General features: G+C 32.9%; 17 protein-coding genes. 2 read left to right on the top strand and 15 right to left on the bottom strand.

The genetic code is table 11. The annotated features are described in order from the left end of the window. Positions 1-334 precede the first annotated feature (334 nt). From BX659_RS08080 to BX659_RS08055, 6 genes are all read right to left on the bottom strand, one after another. Positions 335-2,722, bottom strand: a complete 2,388-nt coding sequence (locus BX659_RS08080; RefSeq protein ID WP_097017950.1) for a Lon protease family protein — start codon at positions 2,720-2,722, stop codon at positions 335-337. A 338-nt stretch (positions 2,723-3,060) separates the two neighbouring features. Then, a complete protein-coding gene (locus BX659_RS08075; protein WP_097017949.1) occupies positions 3,061-4,077 on the bottom strand; it encodes a potassium channel family protein in 1,017 nt (338 codons plus the stop codon). Between the two features lie 18 nt (positions 4,078-4,095). Further along, a complete protein-coding gene (locus BX659_RS08070; RefSeq protein ID WP_097017948.1) occupies positions 4,096-5,631 on the bottom strand; it encodes a polyamine aminopropyltransferase in 1,536 nt (511 codons plus the stop codon). 42 nt (positions 5,632-5,673) lie between these two features. After that, a complete protein-coding gene (locus BX659_RS08065) occupies positions 5,674-6,102 on the bottom strand; it encodes a DUF4247 domain-containing protein (RefSeq protein WP_097017947.1) in 429 nt (142 codons plus the stop codon). 191 nt (positions 6,103-6,293) lie between these two features. Next, entirely contained in the window at positions 6,294-6,986 is a 693-nt protein-coding gene (locus tag BX659_RS08060) for a PspA/IM30 family protein (protein ID WP_097017946.1), read from the bottom strand. Positions 6,987-7,047: 61 nt separating this feature from the next. Further along, a complete protein-coding gene (locus BX659_RS08055) occupies positions 7,048-7,578 on the bottom strand; it encodes a DUF4178 domain-containing protein (RefSeq protein WP_172431895.1) in 531 nt (176 codons plus the stop codon). 494 nt (positions 7,579-8,072) lie between these two features. On the opposite strand from BX659_RS08055, the gene BX659_RS08050 reads away from it, so the two are divergent. Beyond that, positions 8,073-9,287, top strand: coding sequence for an MFS transporter (locus BX659_RS08050; protein WP_097017944.1), 1,215 nt, complete (start codon positions 8,073-8,075; stop codon positions 9,285-9,287). Positions 9,288-9,465: 178 nt separating this feature from the next. Here BX659_RS08050 and BX659_RS08045 read toward each other — a convergent pair whose 3' ends face one another. The 8 genes from BX659_RS08045 to BX659_RS08010 all read right to left on the bottom strand — a co-directional run bounded on the left by BX659_RS08045 (position 9,466) and on the right by BX659_RS08010 (position 16,741). Then, a complete protein-coding gene (locus BX659_RS08045; RefSeq protein WP_097017943.1) occupies positions 9,466-9,924 on the bottom strand; it encodes a DUF441 domain-containing protein in 459 nt (152 codons plus the stop codon). Positions 9,925-10,111: 187 nt separating this feature from the next. Beyond that, positions 10,112-10,819 carry a 2-phosphosulfolactate phosphatase gene (locus tag BX659_RS08040; RefSeq protein ID WP_097017942.1) on the bottom strand — a complete coding sequence of 236 codons (708 nt, stop codon included), beginning with the start codon at positions 10,817-10,819 and terminating at the stop codon, positions 10,112-10,114. 233 nt (positions 10,820-11,052) lie between these two features. After that, the gene (locus tag BX659_RS08035; RefSeq protein ID WP_097017941.1) at positions 11,053-11,892 is read right to left on the bottom strand and encodes a phosphosulfolactate synthase; all 840 of its coding nucleotides are present in this window, start codon (positions 11,890-11,892) and stop codon (positions 11,053-11,055) included. A gap of 50 nt (positions 11,893-11,942) precedes the next feature. After that, positions 11,943-12,215: a YqhV family protein gene (locus BX659_RS08030; RefSeq protein WP_097017940.1), complete on the bottom strand. Its 273-nt coding sequence runs from the start codon at positions 12,213-12,215 to the stop codon at positions 11,943-11,945. A 210-nt stretch (positions 12,216-12,425) separates the two neighbouring features. Further along, positions 12,426-14,822, bottom strand: coding sequence for an ATP-dependent DNA helicase RecQ (locus BX659_RS08025; protein ID WP_172431894.1), 2,397 nt, complete (start codon positions 14,820-14,822; stop codon positions 12,426-12,428). A gap of 79 nt (positions 14,823-14,901) precedes the next feature. Further along, positions 14,902-15,726 carry a YveK family protein gene (locus tag BX659_RS08020; protein WP_097017938.1) on the bottom strand — a complete coding sequence of 275 codons (825 nt, stop codon included), beginning with the start codon at positions 15,724-15,726 and terminating at the stop codon, positions 14,902-14,904. A 188-nt stretch (positions 15,727-15,914) separates the two neighbouring features. Further along, complete coding sequence (locus BX659_RS08015; protein WP_097017937.1) at positions 15,915-16,253, bottom strand: hypothetical protein; 339 nt, start codon at positions 16,251-16,253, stop codon at positions 15,915-15,917. A 104-nt stretch (positions 16,254-16,357) separates the two neighbouring features. After that, positions 16,358-16,741, bottom strand: a complete 384-nt coding sequence (locus BX659_RS08010; protein ID WP_172431893.1) for a CoA-binding protein — start codon at positions 16,739-16,741, stop codon at positions 16,358-16,360. A 218-nt stretch (positions 16,742-16,959) separates the two neighbouring features. On the opposite strand from BX659_RS08010, the gene BX659_RS08005 reads away from it, so the two are divergent. Then, the gene (locus BX659_RS08005; RefSeq protein WP_097017935.1) at positions 16,960-17,382 is read left to right on the top strand and encodes a cell wall hydrolase; all 423 of its coding nucleotides are present in this window, start codon (positions 16,960-16,962) and stop codon (positions 17,380-17,382) included. Positions 17,383-17,492: 110 nt separating this feature from the next. Here the strand turns inward: BX659_RS08005 and pgsA are convergent, their stop codons facing one another. Further along, positions 17,493-18,020 (bottom strand): CDP-diacylglycerol--glycerol-3-phosphate 3-phosphatidyltransferase, encoded by a 528-nt coding sequence (pgsA, locus tag BX659_RS08000; RefSeq protein WP_097017934.1) that lies wholly within the window; start codon positions 18,018-18,020, stop codon positions 17,493-17,495. Positions 18,021-18,482: the final 462 nt, after the last annotated feature.

The raw sequence follows: 18,482 nt of genomic DNA, 5'->3' as shown, positions 1-18,482 counted from the left end.
TAATGGCTAAAAAGAATAATGAAAATAGGTTGTCCTGTCTACAGGTTTAAATAGCCAAACCTTTGGTACAAGTTCAGCCACTCTTCTATAAACAGAGTCTTAAAAAATAATTTAAAAGAGTTTTTTGCCACGAATCCCCCACGTCCAAAGTAGTGAGTTTCCACGAGAAAATAATCTTGGACTGAATCCACACGAATAAATTCAAAAACATTTTGTTTATAATCTTTTAATTCGTATTTCATCTGTGTTAATTCGTGGCTAATAAAGCTTTTCTTTTTTATTTTTAGTTATTATGAATTATCCACAATCTTTAAATAACCATAATTTCTTTAAATTATTCTTCTTGATTATTCTGCTCTGACCATTTATTGATCTTATCTTGAACTAAATAATTGATACTTCCTTTAGGATATCTTCCATTCTCCTGAAGGGAACCTGACTCTTTACCCGTTAGAATCTCAATTCCCTCTTCTACATGACTGATTGCATAGATATGAAACTCCTCTTTTTCTACTGCCGCTATCACCTCATCAGAAAGCATTAAATCTTCAACATTCTGGATTGGAATCATTACACCTTGTTGACCCGTTAACCCCCTACTTTCACATAGCTTAAAGAACCCTTCTATCTTCTCATTAACACCACCAATTGGTTGAATCCCCCCTTTTTGATTAATAGAACCAGTCACAGCTATTCCCTGATTGATTGGGACCTCTGCAAGAGCTGATAATAGGACATATAATTCAGTACTTGAGGCACTATCACCATCTATTCCAGAATAAAGCTGTTCAAAGCAGAGACTAGCTGATAGGGATAGAGGTACCTCTTGAGCAAACTTCTCACCTAGATAAGCAGTTAAAATTAATAATCCTTTATTATGAATCTTACCACTCATCTTCGTCTCTCTTTCAATATTAACTACTCCACGATTACCTTTATAGACCGATGCTGTAATCTTAACAGGCTTGCCAAAGGAGTATTCTCCTAAATCCAATACCGATAAACCGTTGATCTGACCTACCTTCCAGCCTTCACTTTCAATTAACAACTTATGCTTACGATACAATTCTTGTACCCGCTCTTCATAATTAGAGCAACGCTTAATTCGTTCTACTATACTCTGCTCTATTTCCTCTTTATCAATTATATCTTTTCCCTTTAGCTTAGCCCATTCATCTGCCTCACATAATAGATCAGTTACAATTGTAAATTTAGTAGTGACCTTCTTCTGACTATCTACTCTCCGGGAGAGATACTCGATTATCTTAGCTACAGCCTGGCGATTAAGGTGTAAAAAATCATTCTCTTGGCACTCACGACTAATAAATTGGACTATCTGATAGGTACTCTCTCTACTTAGCTCCATCTCCCTTTTAAAGTCAGCCTTTACCTTAAATAGCTCTTTAAACTCTTCATCATATTGATAAAGTAGATAATATAGCTCTATATCTCCAATAATAACAATTTTAACATCGATAGGAATTGGCTGAGGCTCTAGAGTTGCCAAGGGAATCTTATCAAACTCTTCACCTATATTCTCCATCTTCAACCTTCTAGACTTTAAAACCCTCTTAATTAACTGCCATGACTTAAAGTTAGTTAAGAGATCTTTGGCCTCCAAAATCAGATATCCACCATTAGCTTGCTGCAAAGAACCTGGTCTAATATGGGTAAAGTCTGTAGCCAATTCTCCAGACTTGTTACTATACTCAACTCTACCATTTAAATTATAATAAGTGGGGTTACTCTCTACAATCACTGGACTTCCCTCGATTTCACTGTTATCTACTAAAAGGTTGACCTCATACTTGGTAGTGTAGTCTTTACTATTATCCTCTGCAAGAAATAATAATGAATTACTTGGTTCCTCATTTGCTTTAAAATCATCTAAATTATGTAGTATATCCTCTCTTACTTTATCTAAATAATCTACTACTTTATCAAAGTCAGAATAATTTTTGATCAACTCATCTAAATATATATCTATAACCTTCTTGGCCAGTTGATAATCTAACTTCTCAAGCTCTTCACTAAACTCTTCATTCCATTTATCAATTTTAGTAAAGGCTTGATCTAATAACTCTTGAATCCTTCTTGTATCCTCTTCTATTTCACTCTGCTCTTCTTTTGATAAATTCTTATACTCTTCTTCTTTCATCGGATCTCCATCATCTTTAATAGGAATAATGGCAAAACCCTCTTGCTCCCTCTCTAAAAGATAACCAGCCTCCTTTACCTTCTCTTTAACTGTATTAAATAAAGCAGTACTTACCTCTTGATATTTACTCTTTATCTCTCTTTTCTGCTTAATATACTCTTCTCCAGCAAATAACTCTCCAATATCAACCTCTATATTATCTATAAACTCTTCCACATCCCTTTTAAACTCTCTTCCTAATCCTGCTGATAACTTTAAATATTTAGGTTTACTTGGATTAGAGAAGTTATAGACATAACACCAATCTGCGGAACCCTCTTCCTGTTGAGCCTTCTTAGTAACAAGTGCTTTAATATATTCTAACTCCTTACAACCTGAAAAGTTAACAACAAAGATATTATATCCAGGATGATTGATATCTAGACCAAAATTTATCGCCTTAACAGCTTCCTTTTGTCCAATAATCTCTTTAGCTGCTTCAACATCTGCTGTTGTTTCAAAGTCAATCCCCTCTAAAGTACATCTATTCTTCAAACTTTCAATATCTAATCTATATTCATCCATCCTCTTTCCCTCCTTTCTGCTAATAGTATATTTTAGCAATGCCAATTTTGATAATCATATTTGAAATTAATTGAATATAAATATAAAAATAAGGATATAATTCGATACAAAACTCCAACTTTAGAGTAAAAGTTAATTGTGAGGTTAAAGAATGATAATGGGACACTTTGCGTTTTGGTAGTTGGGTAATTAGGTAGTTAGGTTTAACCTATCCACCAAACCACCTGCCTACCTAATACCGAAACTGTCGCAATATCCCCATTAAACTCTATTCTAAAATAACATAATAAAATATCCCATCAAAAGAAAAAGAAGCCCTCAGGCTTCTTTGATAAATCCTATTTGGCTTTAGTCTTAGCAATATAAAAGTACTTATCACCTGCTTGTATCTTTTCATCATTAGCTGGATTGGTGATAATCTGATCTTCTCGTTTAATCCCCAATAGGATTATATCATCTTCTCGTTTATATTTAGTAAATACATCTAAGAAATTATTTCCTATATCCTTATTATCAGCTGTAAAGATATAAATTTCATTACCACTCTCATTTGATAATAATTCACTGATAACTTGAGAGGTTCCTTGATATAAAGCTGACCGTACCATTAATTGACTATTAATCTGATTGTTGACTATTATCTCATCAACATTGGCGTTTTTTAAATGAATCTTGTTCTCACTACTACTAATCTCTGCTATGGTATAAATATCAGGATTGAGCGTTTCAATAGTCAGTACTGTCAGCACAGTAGTAGCATCGTTTTCATCAGCATTTAAAACAATTGCACTTTTAGCCCTTTGTACACCTGCCCTTTTAAGAACCTCTTCTCTTGTAATATCTCCACGGACAAAGTGTATCAGATCATTATCTAAAAAAGGGTCTCGCTCAATATCAGCAACTAAGACTATCTGCTTTCTCTCAAGATCTTCATTTAAAATCTGATTGATTATCTCCTTAGCCTTGCTACTCCAACCACAGATTACTATATGTCCAGTATATTCAGCCTCCACTTCACCTAACTCCCTTCTTCTCTTAAATTCAATAAAGATATCAGCCAATTTTGCTGTAATCCCTCCAACAATTCCTATCCCTAACAACATCACTATAATAGATATAATCCGCCCCAATAAAGTAACCGCATATTTATCACCATAGCCTACAGTAGTAGCGGTTACAATCGCCCACCATAAAGCATCTATAAAATTACTAAACTGTTCATCAGGCTCTACTAGCATAATCAACAGAGCACTTGATACTAAAATAAGTATCGCAATAAATATCAGCCAATGAAAGGTATGACGATCTAATTTAAATTTAAATTTTTCAAAATACTTAACCAAAACATTAAACATCCTAAAATATCCTCCTTATCAATAATCCTCCCAAGCTCGATTATACTCTCGAATCAATGATGGTCTAGTCAAAGTATTGGCCCCTACCTCTTCTTTAACCTTTAATATATCCTCTCCAAAATAGAATAGACTTACTAACATCTCTGTAGTTAAAAACCTTGTATCTACATCTACTTTTAAGTCTTCCACTTCGAATTCAAAGCCCTTAGTCCCTAAATTAAAGCCCCACTCTCCAAAGGAAGCTAAGTAAGCATGATAAGGTTTAGTGTAAAAGCCTGCTTTGTTAATACTATGATGAATCATCCAAAAAGCCCTGCTAGCAAAGTAAGGTGAGGTAGACTGGACAACAACTATCCCTTGATTGTTCAAATGAGCATATATCATCCGATAGAAGTTGACTGTATAAAGCTTGTTCAAACTCTCGTCATTGGGATCTGGTAGATCAACTATTACTAGATTATAACTCTTATTAGTCTCCTCTAAGTACTGATAAGCATCTTGATTATAAATTTTAACCCTCTTATCGGCTAAAGAGCCGTGGTTGAGCTTCAATAGATATTTAGAATTTTCTCCTAAGTCAGTCATACTCTTATCTAAATCTACTAGATCAATCTCTTTAATCTCTGGATACTTCAACAGCTCCCTAACTGCTAAGCCATCTCCACCACCCAAAATCAAAATTCTGCTTCTTTTCTTTAAAAGACTCATCGCAGGATGAACTAAGGACTCATGATAGCGATATTCATCCCTAGAAGAGAACTGTATATTACCATTTAAAAATAATCTAACATCATTTTTATCTTTAGTTATTACAATCTTCTGGTATTTACTCTGCTTAGAATAGACCACCTTATCTTGATATAACTTCTGTTCTATATAATCTTCAGTGCTCTTAACGGTACTGATTCCAATAGTTAAAAGAATCAATATTAAGACTAAAAATACTCCAATAAATTTATCAAGCCTCATCCGTTTTCTATATTTAAGATAAACTATCCCAGCCACGACTAAATTTAAGATCCCCATAATATAGCTAGTCTCAATAAAACCAAAGTTTGGCAAGAGAATAATAGGAAATAACAAAGACCCAATCAATCCACCGATATAATCAGCCGATAAAACATTAGCCAAAGTAATCTTCAAATCCTCATAGTCCTCTATAATTCTAGTCAATATTGGTAGCTCTAAACCAGTTAATGAACCAATAGCAATAATCAATAAGAACATTATCACTATATACAGCTCCGAAATAGCATAACTATAGAATAATATCACACCAGTAATTCCACCAACCAAACCTAATAAGGTCTCTACTAACATAAATTTACTCATTAAATCCTTCTCGATATACTTTGAAAATAATGAACCGATTCCTAAAGCTGTCATAAACAATCCAATAGTTATCGAAAATTGATAGACACTATTACCTAGTAAGTAGGATGATATACCCCCAATAATTAATTGATAAGTAATTCCAGAAATTGATACAAAAAAAGCACAGAACATTAATGGAGCTATTATCTTAATCTCTTCTAAATTCTTTTCTCTAGCCATAACTACACCCCTGCCAATAAGTTTACAGTTTATATTAATTTTTTATTTCCCAAAGCCAAAACCTCCACCTCTTGAGGAAGAACGTCCAATACTACCATTACGAATAGTACCACCCCAATAATTTACTATTGGACCTCGATAGCGATTATAGGCTCTACTATGTCTCATTACCTCAATATCGGTATTATTCAATCCCCTAGGCTTTAATACAACAATATAATTCTCATATAATAGAAATCTATTATTGTCAGAACCCTTAATATCTCGAGGTCTTTTCAAGTTACTGATCTTGCTAGAAGTACTTGCTAAATTATGAGGTGATTGATAGATTAACACATCATTCTCCCTACCCTTTAATTTAAACTTCTCATCAATTTTTTTAGCAATTGATGCACTAGGAAAAAGGGCAACCCCAATTATAACCATAACGATCAACATAATAATTCCAATAGTAAAGGATTCATTAAACATATTATATCTCCCTTCAAATAATCAGTACTCACAACAGTTTCGAAGTTAAGTGGGTGGATGGGTGGTTGGATGGTTAGAATTTTTTACTAACTACCTCTCCCCCAAACTACCTAAATACCAAAGTAAAAAGCTATGATAAAATAAAGCCCCATTTAAGAGGCCTTATTTTATCATAAATCTATATTTTTAATCTACTTATTGCTATCTTCCTTACCCATTTCAGCTTTTAACTTCGCTAATTCATCATCTACTGAATCATTATCATTTAATTTTTCAAACTCTGCTTCTAAATCATCCTTTTCTAGCTCATCATATAACTCATTACTTGCCTCTGCCCTAGCTTTCATCTTATCAACCTTGGATGATAATCTGTCTAAATCATCCGCAGCAGAGTACTTGCCAAGTCCACTTAAAGTCTCATTGATTTCTGTAGTAGACTTTGCATTCTCAGCTTCAGCAATCAATTCATCCTGCTTATCCTCTGCCTCTTCAACCTTCTTTTTCAATTCGTCAAGCTTTCTCTTATGTAAATTAGCAGTCTTTCTTCTAGCTTCTGCTTGCTCTTTATACTTATTATAATTCTTTTCAGCTGCTTGCTTCTTCTCTAAAGCCTTACGTGCCAAATCCTCCTTATTGCCTTCTAAGGCCTGTTTAGCTCGCTCATTCCAGTGCTCCATCTCCTCTTTGGCTTCATCCCTTTTAGCCTCTACCTCTTTTACCAAAGTGATCGATTTATTAACAGCTACTTTGGCTTGACGATACTCATCTTTCATCTTGCGAATCTCCTCTTTAACAACAACTTCAATATTCTTATCTTCCCACTTATCGATAGCTTCATTGGCCTTACCACTCATTACAGTTTTAATACGATCAAAGATACCCATTATTCAATCCCTCCTGTATTTTTGTATCAGTTTAAATTAGACTTATACTTATGCTAATACTTTACTCATTACTTACCCCTGGATAATACTCTAATAAACTCTCTTTAACCTCTTGTCCTATACTAATCTCTAATTCATTGCCCCATCTCTCCACAGATATTTCACTACCATCACTGGCTTCATAGTCCCAATATTGAACTCTTTGACCAGTCTTAGCTCCTACTCTTCCTTCTGCTCTAATATTGGCCTTACCACCTTCAATTAAAGTATACTCTTTACCTTCATAAGTCAACTTTTTAGGAGTCTCATTCTGTAGCTGAACATAGAGCTGATGATTTACATCCAACTTCTTATACAGTCCTATCTCTAACTCATCATCATCTTCAGCACCTAACCACAGGTGCTTCTGACCATCAAAGAGGTGATAATCATACCATAAATATCCTCCCTCCTCATAAATCAACTTACCTATAACCTTATACTCTGCTAAATCATATTCTACAATATCCCCTACCTGCAAATTCAATGGATTTCTAGCTACAACCTTATTATTATTCTTTGGCTTAGATTTTAAAAAATCAAAAAATCCCATCATCTGCCTCCCTTCCATGAAACTATCTTCGCTATTTTATAAACAATTTGCTTGATAGCTTGAATAGATTTAATCATAAATTTTCAGCTTTAAGATAATCTCTATAGTTTTTACTCTTATTAATCACTGTGCTGCTAGTATATATTATGTTAAATTTAGTATGTGAATAAAAGGTAATTTAAAATAAATTAGAAATTAAAGATCCATTAAATCATTTATTATATTTCTATTTATTATCTAATAATCCTCTTTATTTTTAATATATTCCCATATTATAGATTTATTTTATTCTGGCTATTGATATATGAGTTCGGCATAGAAGTTAATAGAGATATTATGACAGTTTAAGATTAAGGATAACTCTAAGTATATTTCCAATTATTTTATCTACTTTATCTTAACATAAAAACTTCTCTAACTGTTCAGACTAAGAAGAGTATCAATCAATTATCTTCTCATTAGATAAAAATAACAATTGGGAGGAATAAAGTTAAATGAAGAAAGATTCTAAAATAATGATTGCTGTCTTTGCTACAGTCCCCTTCTTAATGGTCTTAGGAAACTCTATGCTTATCCCTGAATTTCCTAAGATAAAGTCTGCATTAAATATCAATCAATTTCAAGTTGGACTTATGATTACTCTCTTTTCAGCCTCAGCTGGTCTGGCTATCCCTTTATTAGGATATCTTTCAGATAGATATGGGCGTAAAAAAATTATTATTCCCTCTCTAATTACCTATGGAATTGGTGGTGTAATTTCAGGGGTAGCTGCTATCATGTTAAAGGAAAAGGGATATTATCTAGTTCTGGTAGGAAGAATCATACAAGGAATAGGAGCTGCTGGTACTTATCCTATCGTAATAGCATTAGTTGGAGATGTATTCCAATCAAATGAACGTAGTTCGGCTTTAGGAACCGTTGAAGCAGCAAATGGGCTAGGAAAGGTTATGAGCCCTTTATTAGGAGCAGCAGTAGCCTTAATCTCCTGGTATGCTATCTTCTTCTCCTATGCTTTATTAGCTGTTCCTATTACCATTGCCTTCTTCTTTATCATTAAAGAACCAGAAACTAATACTAAAGAACAGAAATTAAAGGATTATGTAAATGATATTAAAAAGATTTTTAGTGAAAAAGGGGCTTCTTTATTCTTTAGCTTATTAGCTGGGGTAACAGTACTTTTTCTACTTTTTGGAGTATTATCCCATATCTCTGATGTACTTGAAACAAAATACCATATCAAAGGATTAAAGAAAGGACTTCTAATCTCCCTTCCTATCCTACTAATGTCTACTAGCTCTTATCTCTCAGGAGCTTACCTTAAAAAGAAAGGCAAAGGATTTAAGAAGGTAATGTCACTGGGACTATTAATAGATTGTATCTCATTGGCCATCTTACCCTTTTTAGATGGTTTAACCCTTTACTTGGTCTTACTGGCTTTATTAGGAGTAGGAAACGGAATAGTATTACCTGCTTTAAATACCCTAGTTACTAGTGCTGCTGGAAGTGGACAAAGAGGAGGCGTCACCTCAATTTATGGTAGTGTCCGTTTTTTAGGTGTAGCTGCTGGTCCTCCAGTTTTTAGCTTGCTCTATGAAATCAGCAAAACAGTGATGTTTCTAACAGCCTCAGCAATAGCCCTAGTAGTATCAATTCTAACTTATATCTTTCTTAAAGAAGAGATATTATTAGCAAAAGACCAAGATAATTAATTATCTTGGTCTTTTTTCTTGTCATTATCTCTCTTATTCACATCTAAATACTTACTTATATAATAACTATAGTTATCAAAAATCTTAAAATTTGAACTACTAGGATGTTTCTTTATTAGCCATAAGAAGATAAGCAATAAAATAAGAAATATCCAACCCATTTATCCTCACCTCTCCTTTAATTAAATAATAAAGAATATAACTGATAAAAGATAGCAGTTAAGCCTGCTGCTAATAATGGTCCTGTTGGAACACCATTAAAAAAGACTATCCCAATTATCGAACCTAATAACATCCCTACTATCAACTCAGGCTCCCGTTCTAAGAGAATAATCCCCATTCCAACAACTTTGGTTGCTAATAAGCCACTGACTAAAGCAAATACTGCTATAATAGATTTATAACTCTTTATTATCTCCACTAAAGATATACTACCATCGACTAAAGGAACCATTACTGACAGTAATAAGAACAATAAACCTATCTTTATCCCGAAATTATCTAAGATAACTAAAAAATTATCAAATCTAATCAGCTTCAAAATAAACAACACTATACTTGCTAATACCAATAGATCAGATTTAGATAGCAGACCTATACTAAAGATTATCAGAAGAAAGATATAACTTGTGTTCACCCAATCAACTCCCTTAACTCCTACTTAATAAAATTTTATGTAGGTTAAAGGAGAAATAGAATAGCATCCAATCTTATACGATTTTAAATTAGAGCAAAGCAGTTTAAGATTAAGTATAATAATATCTATAAAATATATTACTCATAAATTGTAAAAAGATGGCTTAAGCCATCTTTTTAGTAATCTATTAAACTCTTATCTTTCCTTCACAATAAGTAGGTACTACTTCAAACTCCTGATCTTCTACTATATAATCAATATCATCCTCTTTACCCAAAGAAATTAAATTCTGTCCACTTTTAGAGCCTTTAATCAAACTCAAGAAATTTTCTTTATTCTGCAAATATAACTGATAAGCTACCAAGGCTCTATCACTTAACTTAACCTCTTTATTCGCAAACAACCTAACAATGATCTTACCAGCAGTAGCAAAATCATCTAAAGCAAACTCTCCATGAGTTCCTGCACAGCAGAATACAATATCTTCTTTCTCCTGTAGATAATCATTAACAGCTTCTAAATTTAGCAACGAAAGAACCAATACCTCTTGAGCACCTTCTAATCTAGCAAAGCATTTGGTCCCATTAGTAGTGGTTAAGATAACAGTTTTATTCAGCACTACCTCTTGGCTATACGCCCTTGGAGAGTTACCTAAATCAAACTCTTCAATCTTAACCCCTCCCCGCTCACCAGCAACTAGAGTTTCTTCTCCTAAACTTCTTTTCAATCTCTTAGCTTCTTCAATACTAACTACTGGAATAACCTCCTTAGCACCATTAGCCAAAGAAGTTACAATAGTACTTGTTGCCCGTAAGGTATCAATGACTACTGCTGTTTTTCCCCTCACATCAGCTTCTTTAATCCTATCTGCAGAGAATATCACATCTATTTTCATCGATTAACCCTCCATTTTTCCTATACTAAGTAGTATATGCGACAGTTCCGGTATGGTTTACACGTAGAGTTATCTTTTCCAACTCATAGGAGCTGGGTAGGTAGTCTGGTGGGTGGGGTTACGCCTAACGATCTAACCCCTAACTACCAAACCACCAAAGAACAAATTACGCAATCTCTCTGTATATTATATTAACTTTTATACTATCACAAGAAGTCAATCTAGTAAAGTTATCAGACATCAATCTCTATAACCGTTTTATCAGGGCTATCTAAATTTAAAGTCTTCTTAAAGGTATCTCCCCGTAAACCTGTACGCAGAGACTCTAAAGCCAAGATATCACGAGTATCAATATTTCCCAGATTAACATTATTCCCTAAGACATTAATAAAGTATACCTGCTGCTTCTTTAAAGGTGCTTCCCAAATAATATCAGTAGGATGGGGACTATCTAATAATAACCTCTGCAATTTAAACTCATCAGCCTCTCCACTTTCATTATAGATAGATACCCCTTTACCAGATTCTCTAGCTTCAACGATCACCTTATCAGCTCCATCAGCTATATCCATCTTTAATTGCTTAATCATCTGACTGACCTCAAACTCTTCATCTTTATCCTTCTTTCCAATTTCAGCAAAGACCGTAAATTCAAGCTTTCTAGCTTTTTTAATAATGCTACTCCTTAAATCAAAAGGCAAATCAATAGTCCCATCAGATACCTCAATTGCATTAAAACCTAACTCTTTAGCTTTATATAAGTACTCTTCCCATTTATTCTGGATAATTGCTACCTCTAAAAAGGTACCTCCTGGATATATCTCAACTCCATAATCTTTAACTAATTCTATCTTTTTCTTCAATAAATCCTTAGGATATAATGCCGAAGTACCAAAACTCAATTTTAAAAAATCTATATATTCTGATGCAATCTCTAATAAATCCTCGCTCTCATATAGACCTAACCCTTTGTCTAATACCATGGTCAAGCCATTTCTTCTTGGCTTTTCTTCTCTGCCAACCAAGGGAAACTCTATATCTAAATTCCACCCATTATTAAAATTTTTATCCATTCTATCACACCTTTACACATTATTTTATTGGTTAATTATTTAACTATAATCTACAATTTCATTCCTATAAATATCAATGTAACTCCCACAATAATAACTCCCATCTGTAACAAGGAAAATTTACCTGCTAGCCCTATTAGCCCTAAACTAGTAACTAAAATCATTACTGTAGGACCTACCAACGCTAAAAAAGAGTTGATTTGAAAGGCAGTCTCCCTTGAATTGAATTTAAACATCAATAGTGCTGCTGTAAACTCAATCATCCCTGAAATAAATCTAATCATCGACATACCCAGGACAATCCTATCCTTTATAAAAAACATAGTAATCACCCATATCTCTTATTTGATTAGTATATGTATACTCTAGGTCAAAGAGAAATATGAGCTTAAATAATGGTAATTGCTAAGAGAGACCAGTTAGATTAGCTTTAGAGGTTGTTAAAATATCTTATTAATCATACACAAAAGCCAGCTACTCCAAAGAGTAACTGGCTTATTACTTTAATTAAATTTAATTATAAGGATTACAATCTAATTGCTCATAAACTCCTTCTTGTAGCTAGCAACCACTAGCCTAATCTTATTATAGTCAATCTCTTCATCAACTGCTTCTTTAACCACCTTTAAAGAACTATACCCAACTTTAGCAATAGCTGCTCTTATCTCTTCTAGCTGAATAGCAGAGATAAATCTTTTAATATCAATCTCTGCTCCCGACTCTATTAATTTTGATAGATGATCTATAACTGTACCAACTGCTAACCCTCTCTCTTCTGCAATCTCTTCTAAGGATAATCCAGCTTGATATAGATTAAAAGTCTGCTCATAGGTACCATCTAAATAAATAGGAGTCTCTATCCTCTCTAACTTCGGTTCAGCTTCTAAGAATTCTTTAATAACTCTTAAGAAAGGCTCACCATACCTTCTATAAGTAACCTCCCCAAAACCTTTAACCTTTAACATCTCTGCTCGATTGCTAGGTATCCTCTTTACTAACTCCTCTAAAGTCTTATCATGGGCAATAATAAAAGGTGCTTGATTAAATTCTTTAGAAAGAGTAGCTCTTAAATCCTTCAATCTTTTTAATAACTTGATTCTAGCTTGATTAGTTAGATTATTTATCTCTTGATCCTCTCTAACTAAGTTCCAATCTAAGTTATAGGGTTGGTGTAGAATCTTATAACCTGCTTTAGTAATTTGAACTGTAGGGTATCTTCCTTTATTCTTCTTAAGGTATTTAGCCTCAACTAGCTCTTCAGTTATCTTAATAATCTCTTCATAACTAAAATTATCAACGATTCCATAGGTAGATACCTTATCTAAGCCCCGTCCTAATAGTTTTTTAGATTTAGAGCCTATTAATACCTTGGCTACAGTAGTAACTCCAAATCTACCGCCAAGCTTAATCACACAACTTAAGATTTTCTGCACTAAAACGCCTAACTCCTTAGTTATAACTCTAGTTTGATTAAGCTCATCACAATTATCACAGCCTGGACAGTAGTTTAAGAGCTCTTCATCACCAAAATAATTGAGTACATATTGGTGGCGACACTCTTTTGTACCTATATATCCCTTTAACTCAACTAATTTTTGGTACTTATTCTCTTTAAGAGATTCTAGCTTGAGATAATCTATCTCTAGCTCTCTAGGCTCTACCCGCTTCAAAATCTGATAAGTTGCCTCCTGGCTCTTACTAGAAATCCTCTTTAAATAACCTTCTTTTCTTAATAATCTTAAGGAAGCTTCAAGGGTTAATCTACTAGGTAAACTTCTTAATTGAAGATAAAGTTGATTCAAGTCAAGCTCTACTTCATCTTGGTCTTTAGATAGCAAGAAAGAATAGACCTCTTCTACTATATCCTTTGGAGGATAGTCACTATCAATAAAAAACTCCCTTAAATCACTATCTTCCCGTTGATAAAGAAGGATACACTTACTAGCAAAGCCATCCCTACCTGCCCTACCAATCTCTTGATAGTAAGCCTCTAAAGTACCAGGCAGTTCATAATGGACTACTAACCTGATATCCGACTTATCAACTCCCATCCCAAAAGCATTTGTGGCTATAACGATATCATAGTTTCCCGCCATAAAAGAATCTTGAGCTTTCCTTCTTTCATAGGGATTCATCCCTCCATGATACCCTATTACTGAAAATTTATCTTCTAAAAAAGCTATTATCTCTTCAACTCTACTTCTAGTTCCCACATAGACAATTGCAGGAAGTGAATTATAAGTCAATATCTGCAAGAGCTCTTCCTTTTTTCTAAGTTCATTCTCTACCATCTTTACTTCCAAATAGAGGTTTCTCCGCTCAAAACCCTTGATCAATAGCTTAAAATCCTTCAAATCCAACCCCTTAATGATATCCTCTCTAACCTCAGGGGTAGCAGTAGCTGTTAAAGCAATCAATCTAGGATTACCTAACTTCTTTCTTACTTCTGCTAACTTTAGATAACTTGGTCTAAAGTCATGCCCCCACTCCGAGATACAATGGGCCTCATCAACAGCAAATAACGCAACTTCAACCTTGCTTAGCTTCTCTAAAAATAAATCAGATTCGAAGCGTTCTGGGGCAATATAGATAATATTATAAGCCCCTTGTACAATCCCTTTTAACCTCTTTTGCTGCTTAGACCAATTTAGCGAGCTATTAATATAAGTTGCTCCAATACCTCTAGATCTCAAACTATCTACCTGATCCTTCATTAAAGAGATCAGAGGAGAAACGACTACCACTAGACCTGATAAGCAAGTTGCAGGCAGCTGATAACAGAGAGATTTACCACTTCCTGTTGGTAAGATAGCTACTAAATCATTACCAGCAAATAAATATCTCAATACCTCTTTCTGCCTAGGTCTAAAATCATTATATCCAAAATATCTCTTCAAGTTCTGATAAAGAATGTTAGGTAAAAAAGACATGATTACTCTCCTTTTATTAAGTACTATACTGTTTATATTTAATCTCATTTTCTAGCAATAATTGATTTTATAATTAAAATTATCTCTCTAAAAATTCTAAAAAGAAAGCCATAAAAGTTCCTATAAGTAATCCTAATAGTATACTGATTGCTAAATTTAATAATTTATTTGGTCTGATTGGATTTTTAGAGACGATAGGTGCATTAATCACCTCTAAACCTTCCATATTATTAATTTGAGCAATAACCTCTTGCTTTTTGTTAATTAAAGATATCTTTATCTCCTGCATATTACTCCATCTATCCTTTAGATTATTACTGATAATAGCCTTATCTCCTACAGACATCTCTAAATTTTTAAGTTCTGTAACCGCTTTATTACTCTCTTTTAAATCTTCTTCTAACTTGGAAATTTCTTCATTAATAGCTTCTAAATAGTCTAGTTTCTCTTCTTTTAATCTTTCAAAATTTCTAAGGCTCTCTTGCTTAAAAAAATCTATTATACCACTAAGTATCTGCTTTGCTTTTTGAGGGTCATTACTCTTAAAGGATATAGCTAATACATCATCTTCCAACTTATCAACTTCCAAATTATTCTCTCTAAGCTTATTAAGCTTGTCTAAGTTATATGATAAATTAAGCTCCTTAGTTATCTCTTTTATATAATTTACATTCTTAATCTTCTGCTTAGCATAATTCATATTAGAATATTTTCCACTTGAGTTGCTTAATTTAACTATGGTCTCAGATTGATAAACAAGTTCTATCAATAAATTTAATATAACCCCTACTAGCATTGCCAAAATAAGCAGTCCTATAATCAGACTCCTTCTTTTTAATATTATTCCGATATATTCTCTTAAATCAATCTCCTCAAAATCTACTTGGTCGTTGTTATTTTCCATTAAGTTGCCTCCTATATCATTGACTTAAAAGATGGCACAGTTTTTTAATTATTTTATATCTACTGCCATTTTATATACCTTGAAAGTGAAAAAATTATCCAAGAACCGATTTATAGTAAATTTAACAAAAAGAGTCAAGCATACGAGTATACTTGACTAAATTGATTAAATATTCTATTTTAAACTTATCATTGAACTATAGGAATGGATATCTTAGCCATTCCCTCCTCTAGTCTAATGTCAGCCTGATTATTATCAACTTTAACTGGCAAAGAAAGGCTTTTAATTACAGTATCTCTATCTGTAGAATTAATAATTATACTTTCTGCACTTATTGAAATTTCGACAGTATCTATATCAACATTTCCAAGGCTAATTCTAGCAATTAAACTCTTTCCTTCTTCATAGATATCTACTGTAGGGTCTGCCATTTTACTATATTCAATTCTACTTTCATCGGCAAATAAATTAATCTTATTGCGTAAAGTATTAATCTCACTAAATGGCTGCCAAGTCTTAGTTTTCATTAAAAAAACCTCCCTTTAAATATTTGATTGATTCTGTATTTAAAATTTAATATGAGTAAGCAAACTTAACAAATATAGACTAACAGATGCTAGAAAGATAGTTTTTAACCTCTCATCTCTACCATAATACATTCATTGACAATACACTTTAACCCTAATTTTTCACAATATAGCTCTGCATTTTCAAATTCTGAACCTGGTTGCATCCAAAGGTACTCTATTTCTAAAGCACCAGCCTCTTCTGCTATCTTTTTGCTAATTTGAGGTGGTACAACTGTAACAACCACATCAATCTTTTCTGGTAGTTCTGATAACTTACCATAACAGTTTGTCCCTTCTATCTGTGAAGCATTAGGGTTAATTGGATAAACTTTAATATTATGATTCTCTAAAAATTTAAATACCTTATAGCCATATTTGTCTTTATTATTGGATGCACCTACTACTGCATAGACCTCCTGCTCTAAAGCAGATTGTAACTCATTCATATCAGACTCTCCCTTCAAAGAGTTTAGTAGATGGACTTGAAAGTTTCTAAAATCATAGAGATTCATTCTAGCTGAAATTTGTCATAACAAGTAAATTTAATTATTAATTTAATTTATTCTTAGTATACTTTACCTTCATAAATATTATAATAATTAATAATAAAATATAGCTAAAACTCTATTCGAGGTGATAAACAATGAGATGAAAAACAGTATCTATTATCCCCTTAATTTTAGTCATCTTTATTAGTCCAGTTTTAGCTCAAAATTCTATAAGACACTCTATAAGCCCAGATGAAATTTATCTACTAGCCAAAATAATCCATGCTGAAGCTAGAGGAGAACCCTTTGCTGGAAAGGTTGCTGTAGGAGCTGTAGTTCTTAACAGGGTTAAAAGTAAGGATTTTCCCAATACCATTTCAGAAGTCATCTATCAACCTTTGGCTTTTACTGCTATTAACGATGGTCAGTTCCAATTAGAACCCAACGCTGAAGCCTCTAAAGCAGCCCTCTCAGCTATCAATGGGATTGATCCTAGCAATGGGGCTCTGTTCTATTATAATCCTCTTAAAACTACCTCTCCTTGGATCTATAATAGACCAGTGGTCAACCAAATAGGCAATCATATCTTTGCCCAATAAATTAAAAAATCATAACAAGTTGAATCAAGGGAAAAATATAAAAAAACTATTATAATTATTTCCTTTGATTCAAAACATTCAAATTAAGACTTATGTACTAAACTAAATAATTAGACCTTCTTACCTTTAAATAAGAATTTATAGGCTTCACGACAATAACTGACCCCAGATATAATTGTCAAGGGAAGGGCTATAAATAGAGCAAACTTGAATAAAGCTAAATCTAAGATGTAAGCAGCAGCCGTTATATACAATAAGAAAGTAGCTGATTTACCCAACTTACTTGGACTGATGATATCATCACTATTAAAATATACTATAAATGAGCCAATTAATATAATAATTTCTCTAATTAAAATAACTAATATAACCCATATATGAATAGAATTATTAATCGCCAGAACAATAAATACAGAGATCATAGTTAATTTATCTGCTAAAGGATCTAATAACCTTCCTAAATGGGAGACTTGATTATACTTTCTAGCCACATAGCCATCAAATAAATCTGTCAATCCAGAGATTGTAAAGATTACTCCCGCAATCATAAAATTATTTTCATAGCTGCTGAAAAAGAAGATGATAAAAAAAGGCAGTAGTATAATTCGACTGAGTGTTAAAAGATTAGCCACATTCATATTGTATCCTCCCAAAATCATTTTCCAACAAGATTAAAATTTATTTCGATAACCTTATAATTTTTTAAGATATAATACATTATTATGATAGTCTTATTAAACTAGATATAACCTCTTGATAGTTAATGCTTTTATTAAATTAATAAAAATTGTACAAAGTTTTATATAAAATTATCCTAAATTGAAACTTATAATATTTTAATCTTTTGACCTTAACTTGTTACTTGTCACTGTTATTAAAATTAAAACAGCTTAGTAGATATTATTCATTTAGTAAGTCCCATATACTAATTTTTAAAGCAAAAGCAACTATGAATAAACCATTTTTAAGTAAATTATGTACAAAAAATTCATTATATCAGAGAGCTTCATCAACTACTACCTATCAGCAATAGCCAATCACTAACTCCCTGATATAAGGGCTTGTTCTGCGATATAATTGAAAATTTAAAGCTTAGCAAT

This window comes from Orenia metallireducens (assembly GCF_003001995.1).
Lineage (GTDB): Bacteria > Bacillota > Halanaerobiia > Halobacteroidales > Halobacteroidaceae > Orenia > Orenia metallireducens_B.
Note: the sequence above shows the minus strand (reverse complement) of the source record. Positions and strands in the feature narration are given on the sequence as shown.

Bases quoted from the DNA above. Each gene is read 5' to 3' on its own strand.
- BX659_RS08055 (WP_172431895.1), bottom strand. From the start codon at position 7,578: ATGGGATTTTTTGATTTTTTAAAATCTAAGCCAAAGAATAATAATAAG.
- BX659_RS08025 (WP_172431894.1), bottom strand. From the start codon at position 14,822: ATGTCTTTTTTACCTAACATTCTTTATCAGAACTTGAAGAGATATTTT.
- BX659_RS08040 (WP_097017942.1), bottom strand. From the start codon at position 10,819: ATGAAAATAGATGTGATATTCTCTGCAGATAGGATTAAAGAAGCTGAT.
- BX659_RS08050 (WP_097017944.1), top strand. From the start codon at position 8,073: ATGAAGAAAGATTCTAAAATAATGATTGCTGTCTTTGCTACAGTCCCC.
- BX659_RS08010 (WP_172431893.1), bottom strand. From the start codon at position 16,741: ATGAATGAGTTACAATCTGCTTTAGAGCAGGAGGTCTATGCAGTAGTA.
- BX659_RS08080 (WP_097017950.1), bottom strand. From the start codon at position 2,722: ATGGATGAATATAGATTAGATATTGAAAGTTTGAAGAATAGATGTACT.
- BX659_RS08065 (WP_097017947.1), bottom strand. From the start codon at position 6,102: ATGTTTAATGAATCCTTTACTATTGGAATTATTATGTTGATCGTTATG.
- pgsA (WP_097017934.1), bottom strand. From the start codon at position 18,020: ATGAATGTGGCTAATCTTTTAACACTCAGTCGAATTATACTACTGCCT.
- BX659_RS08060 (WP_097017946.1), bottom strand. From the start codon at position 6,986: ATGGGTATCTTTGATCGTATTAAAACTGTAATGAGTGGTAAGGCCAAT.
- BX659_RS08015 (WP_097017937.1), bottom strand. From the start codon at position 16,253: ATGAAAACTAAGACTTGGCAGCCATTTAGTGAGATTAATACTTTACGC.
- BX659_RS08070 (WP_097017948.1), bottom strand. From the start codon at position 5,631: ATGGCTAGAGAAAAGAATTTAGAAGAGATTAAGATAATAGCTCCATTA.
- BX659_RS08020 (WP_097017938.1), bottom strand. From the start codon at position 15,726: ATGGAAAATAACAACGACCAAGTAGATTTTGAGGAGATTGATTTAAGA.
- BX659_RS08035 (WP_097017941.1), bottom strand. From the start codon at position 11,892: ATGGATAAAAATTTTAATAATGGGTGGAATTTAGATATAGAGTTTCCC.
- BX659_RS08075 (WP_097017949.1), bottom strand. From the start codon at position 4,077: ATGTTTAATGTTTTGGTTAAGTATTTTGAAAAATTTAAATTTAAATTA.
- BX659_RS08030 (WP_097017940.1), bottom strand. From the start codon at position 12,215: ATGTTTTTTATAAAGGATAGGATTGTCCTGGGTATGTCGATGATTAGA.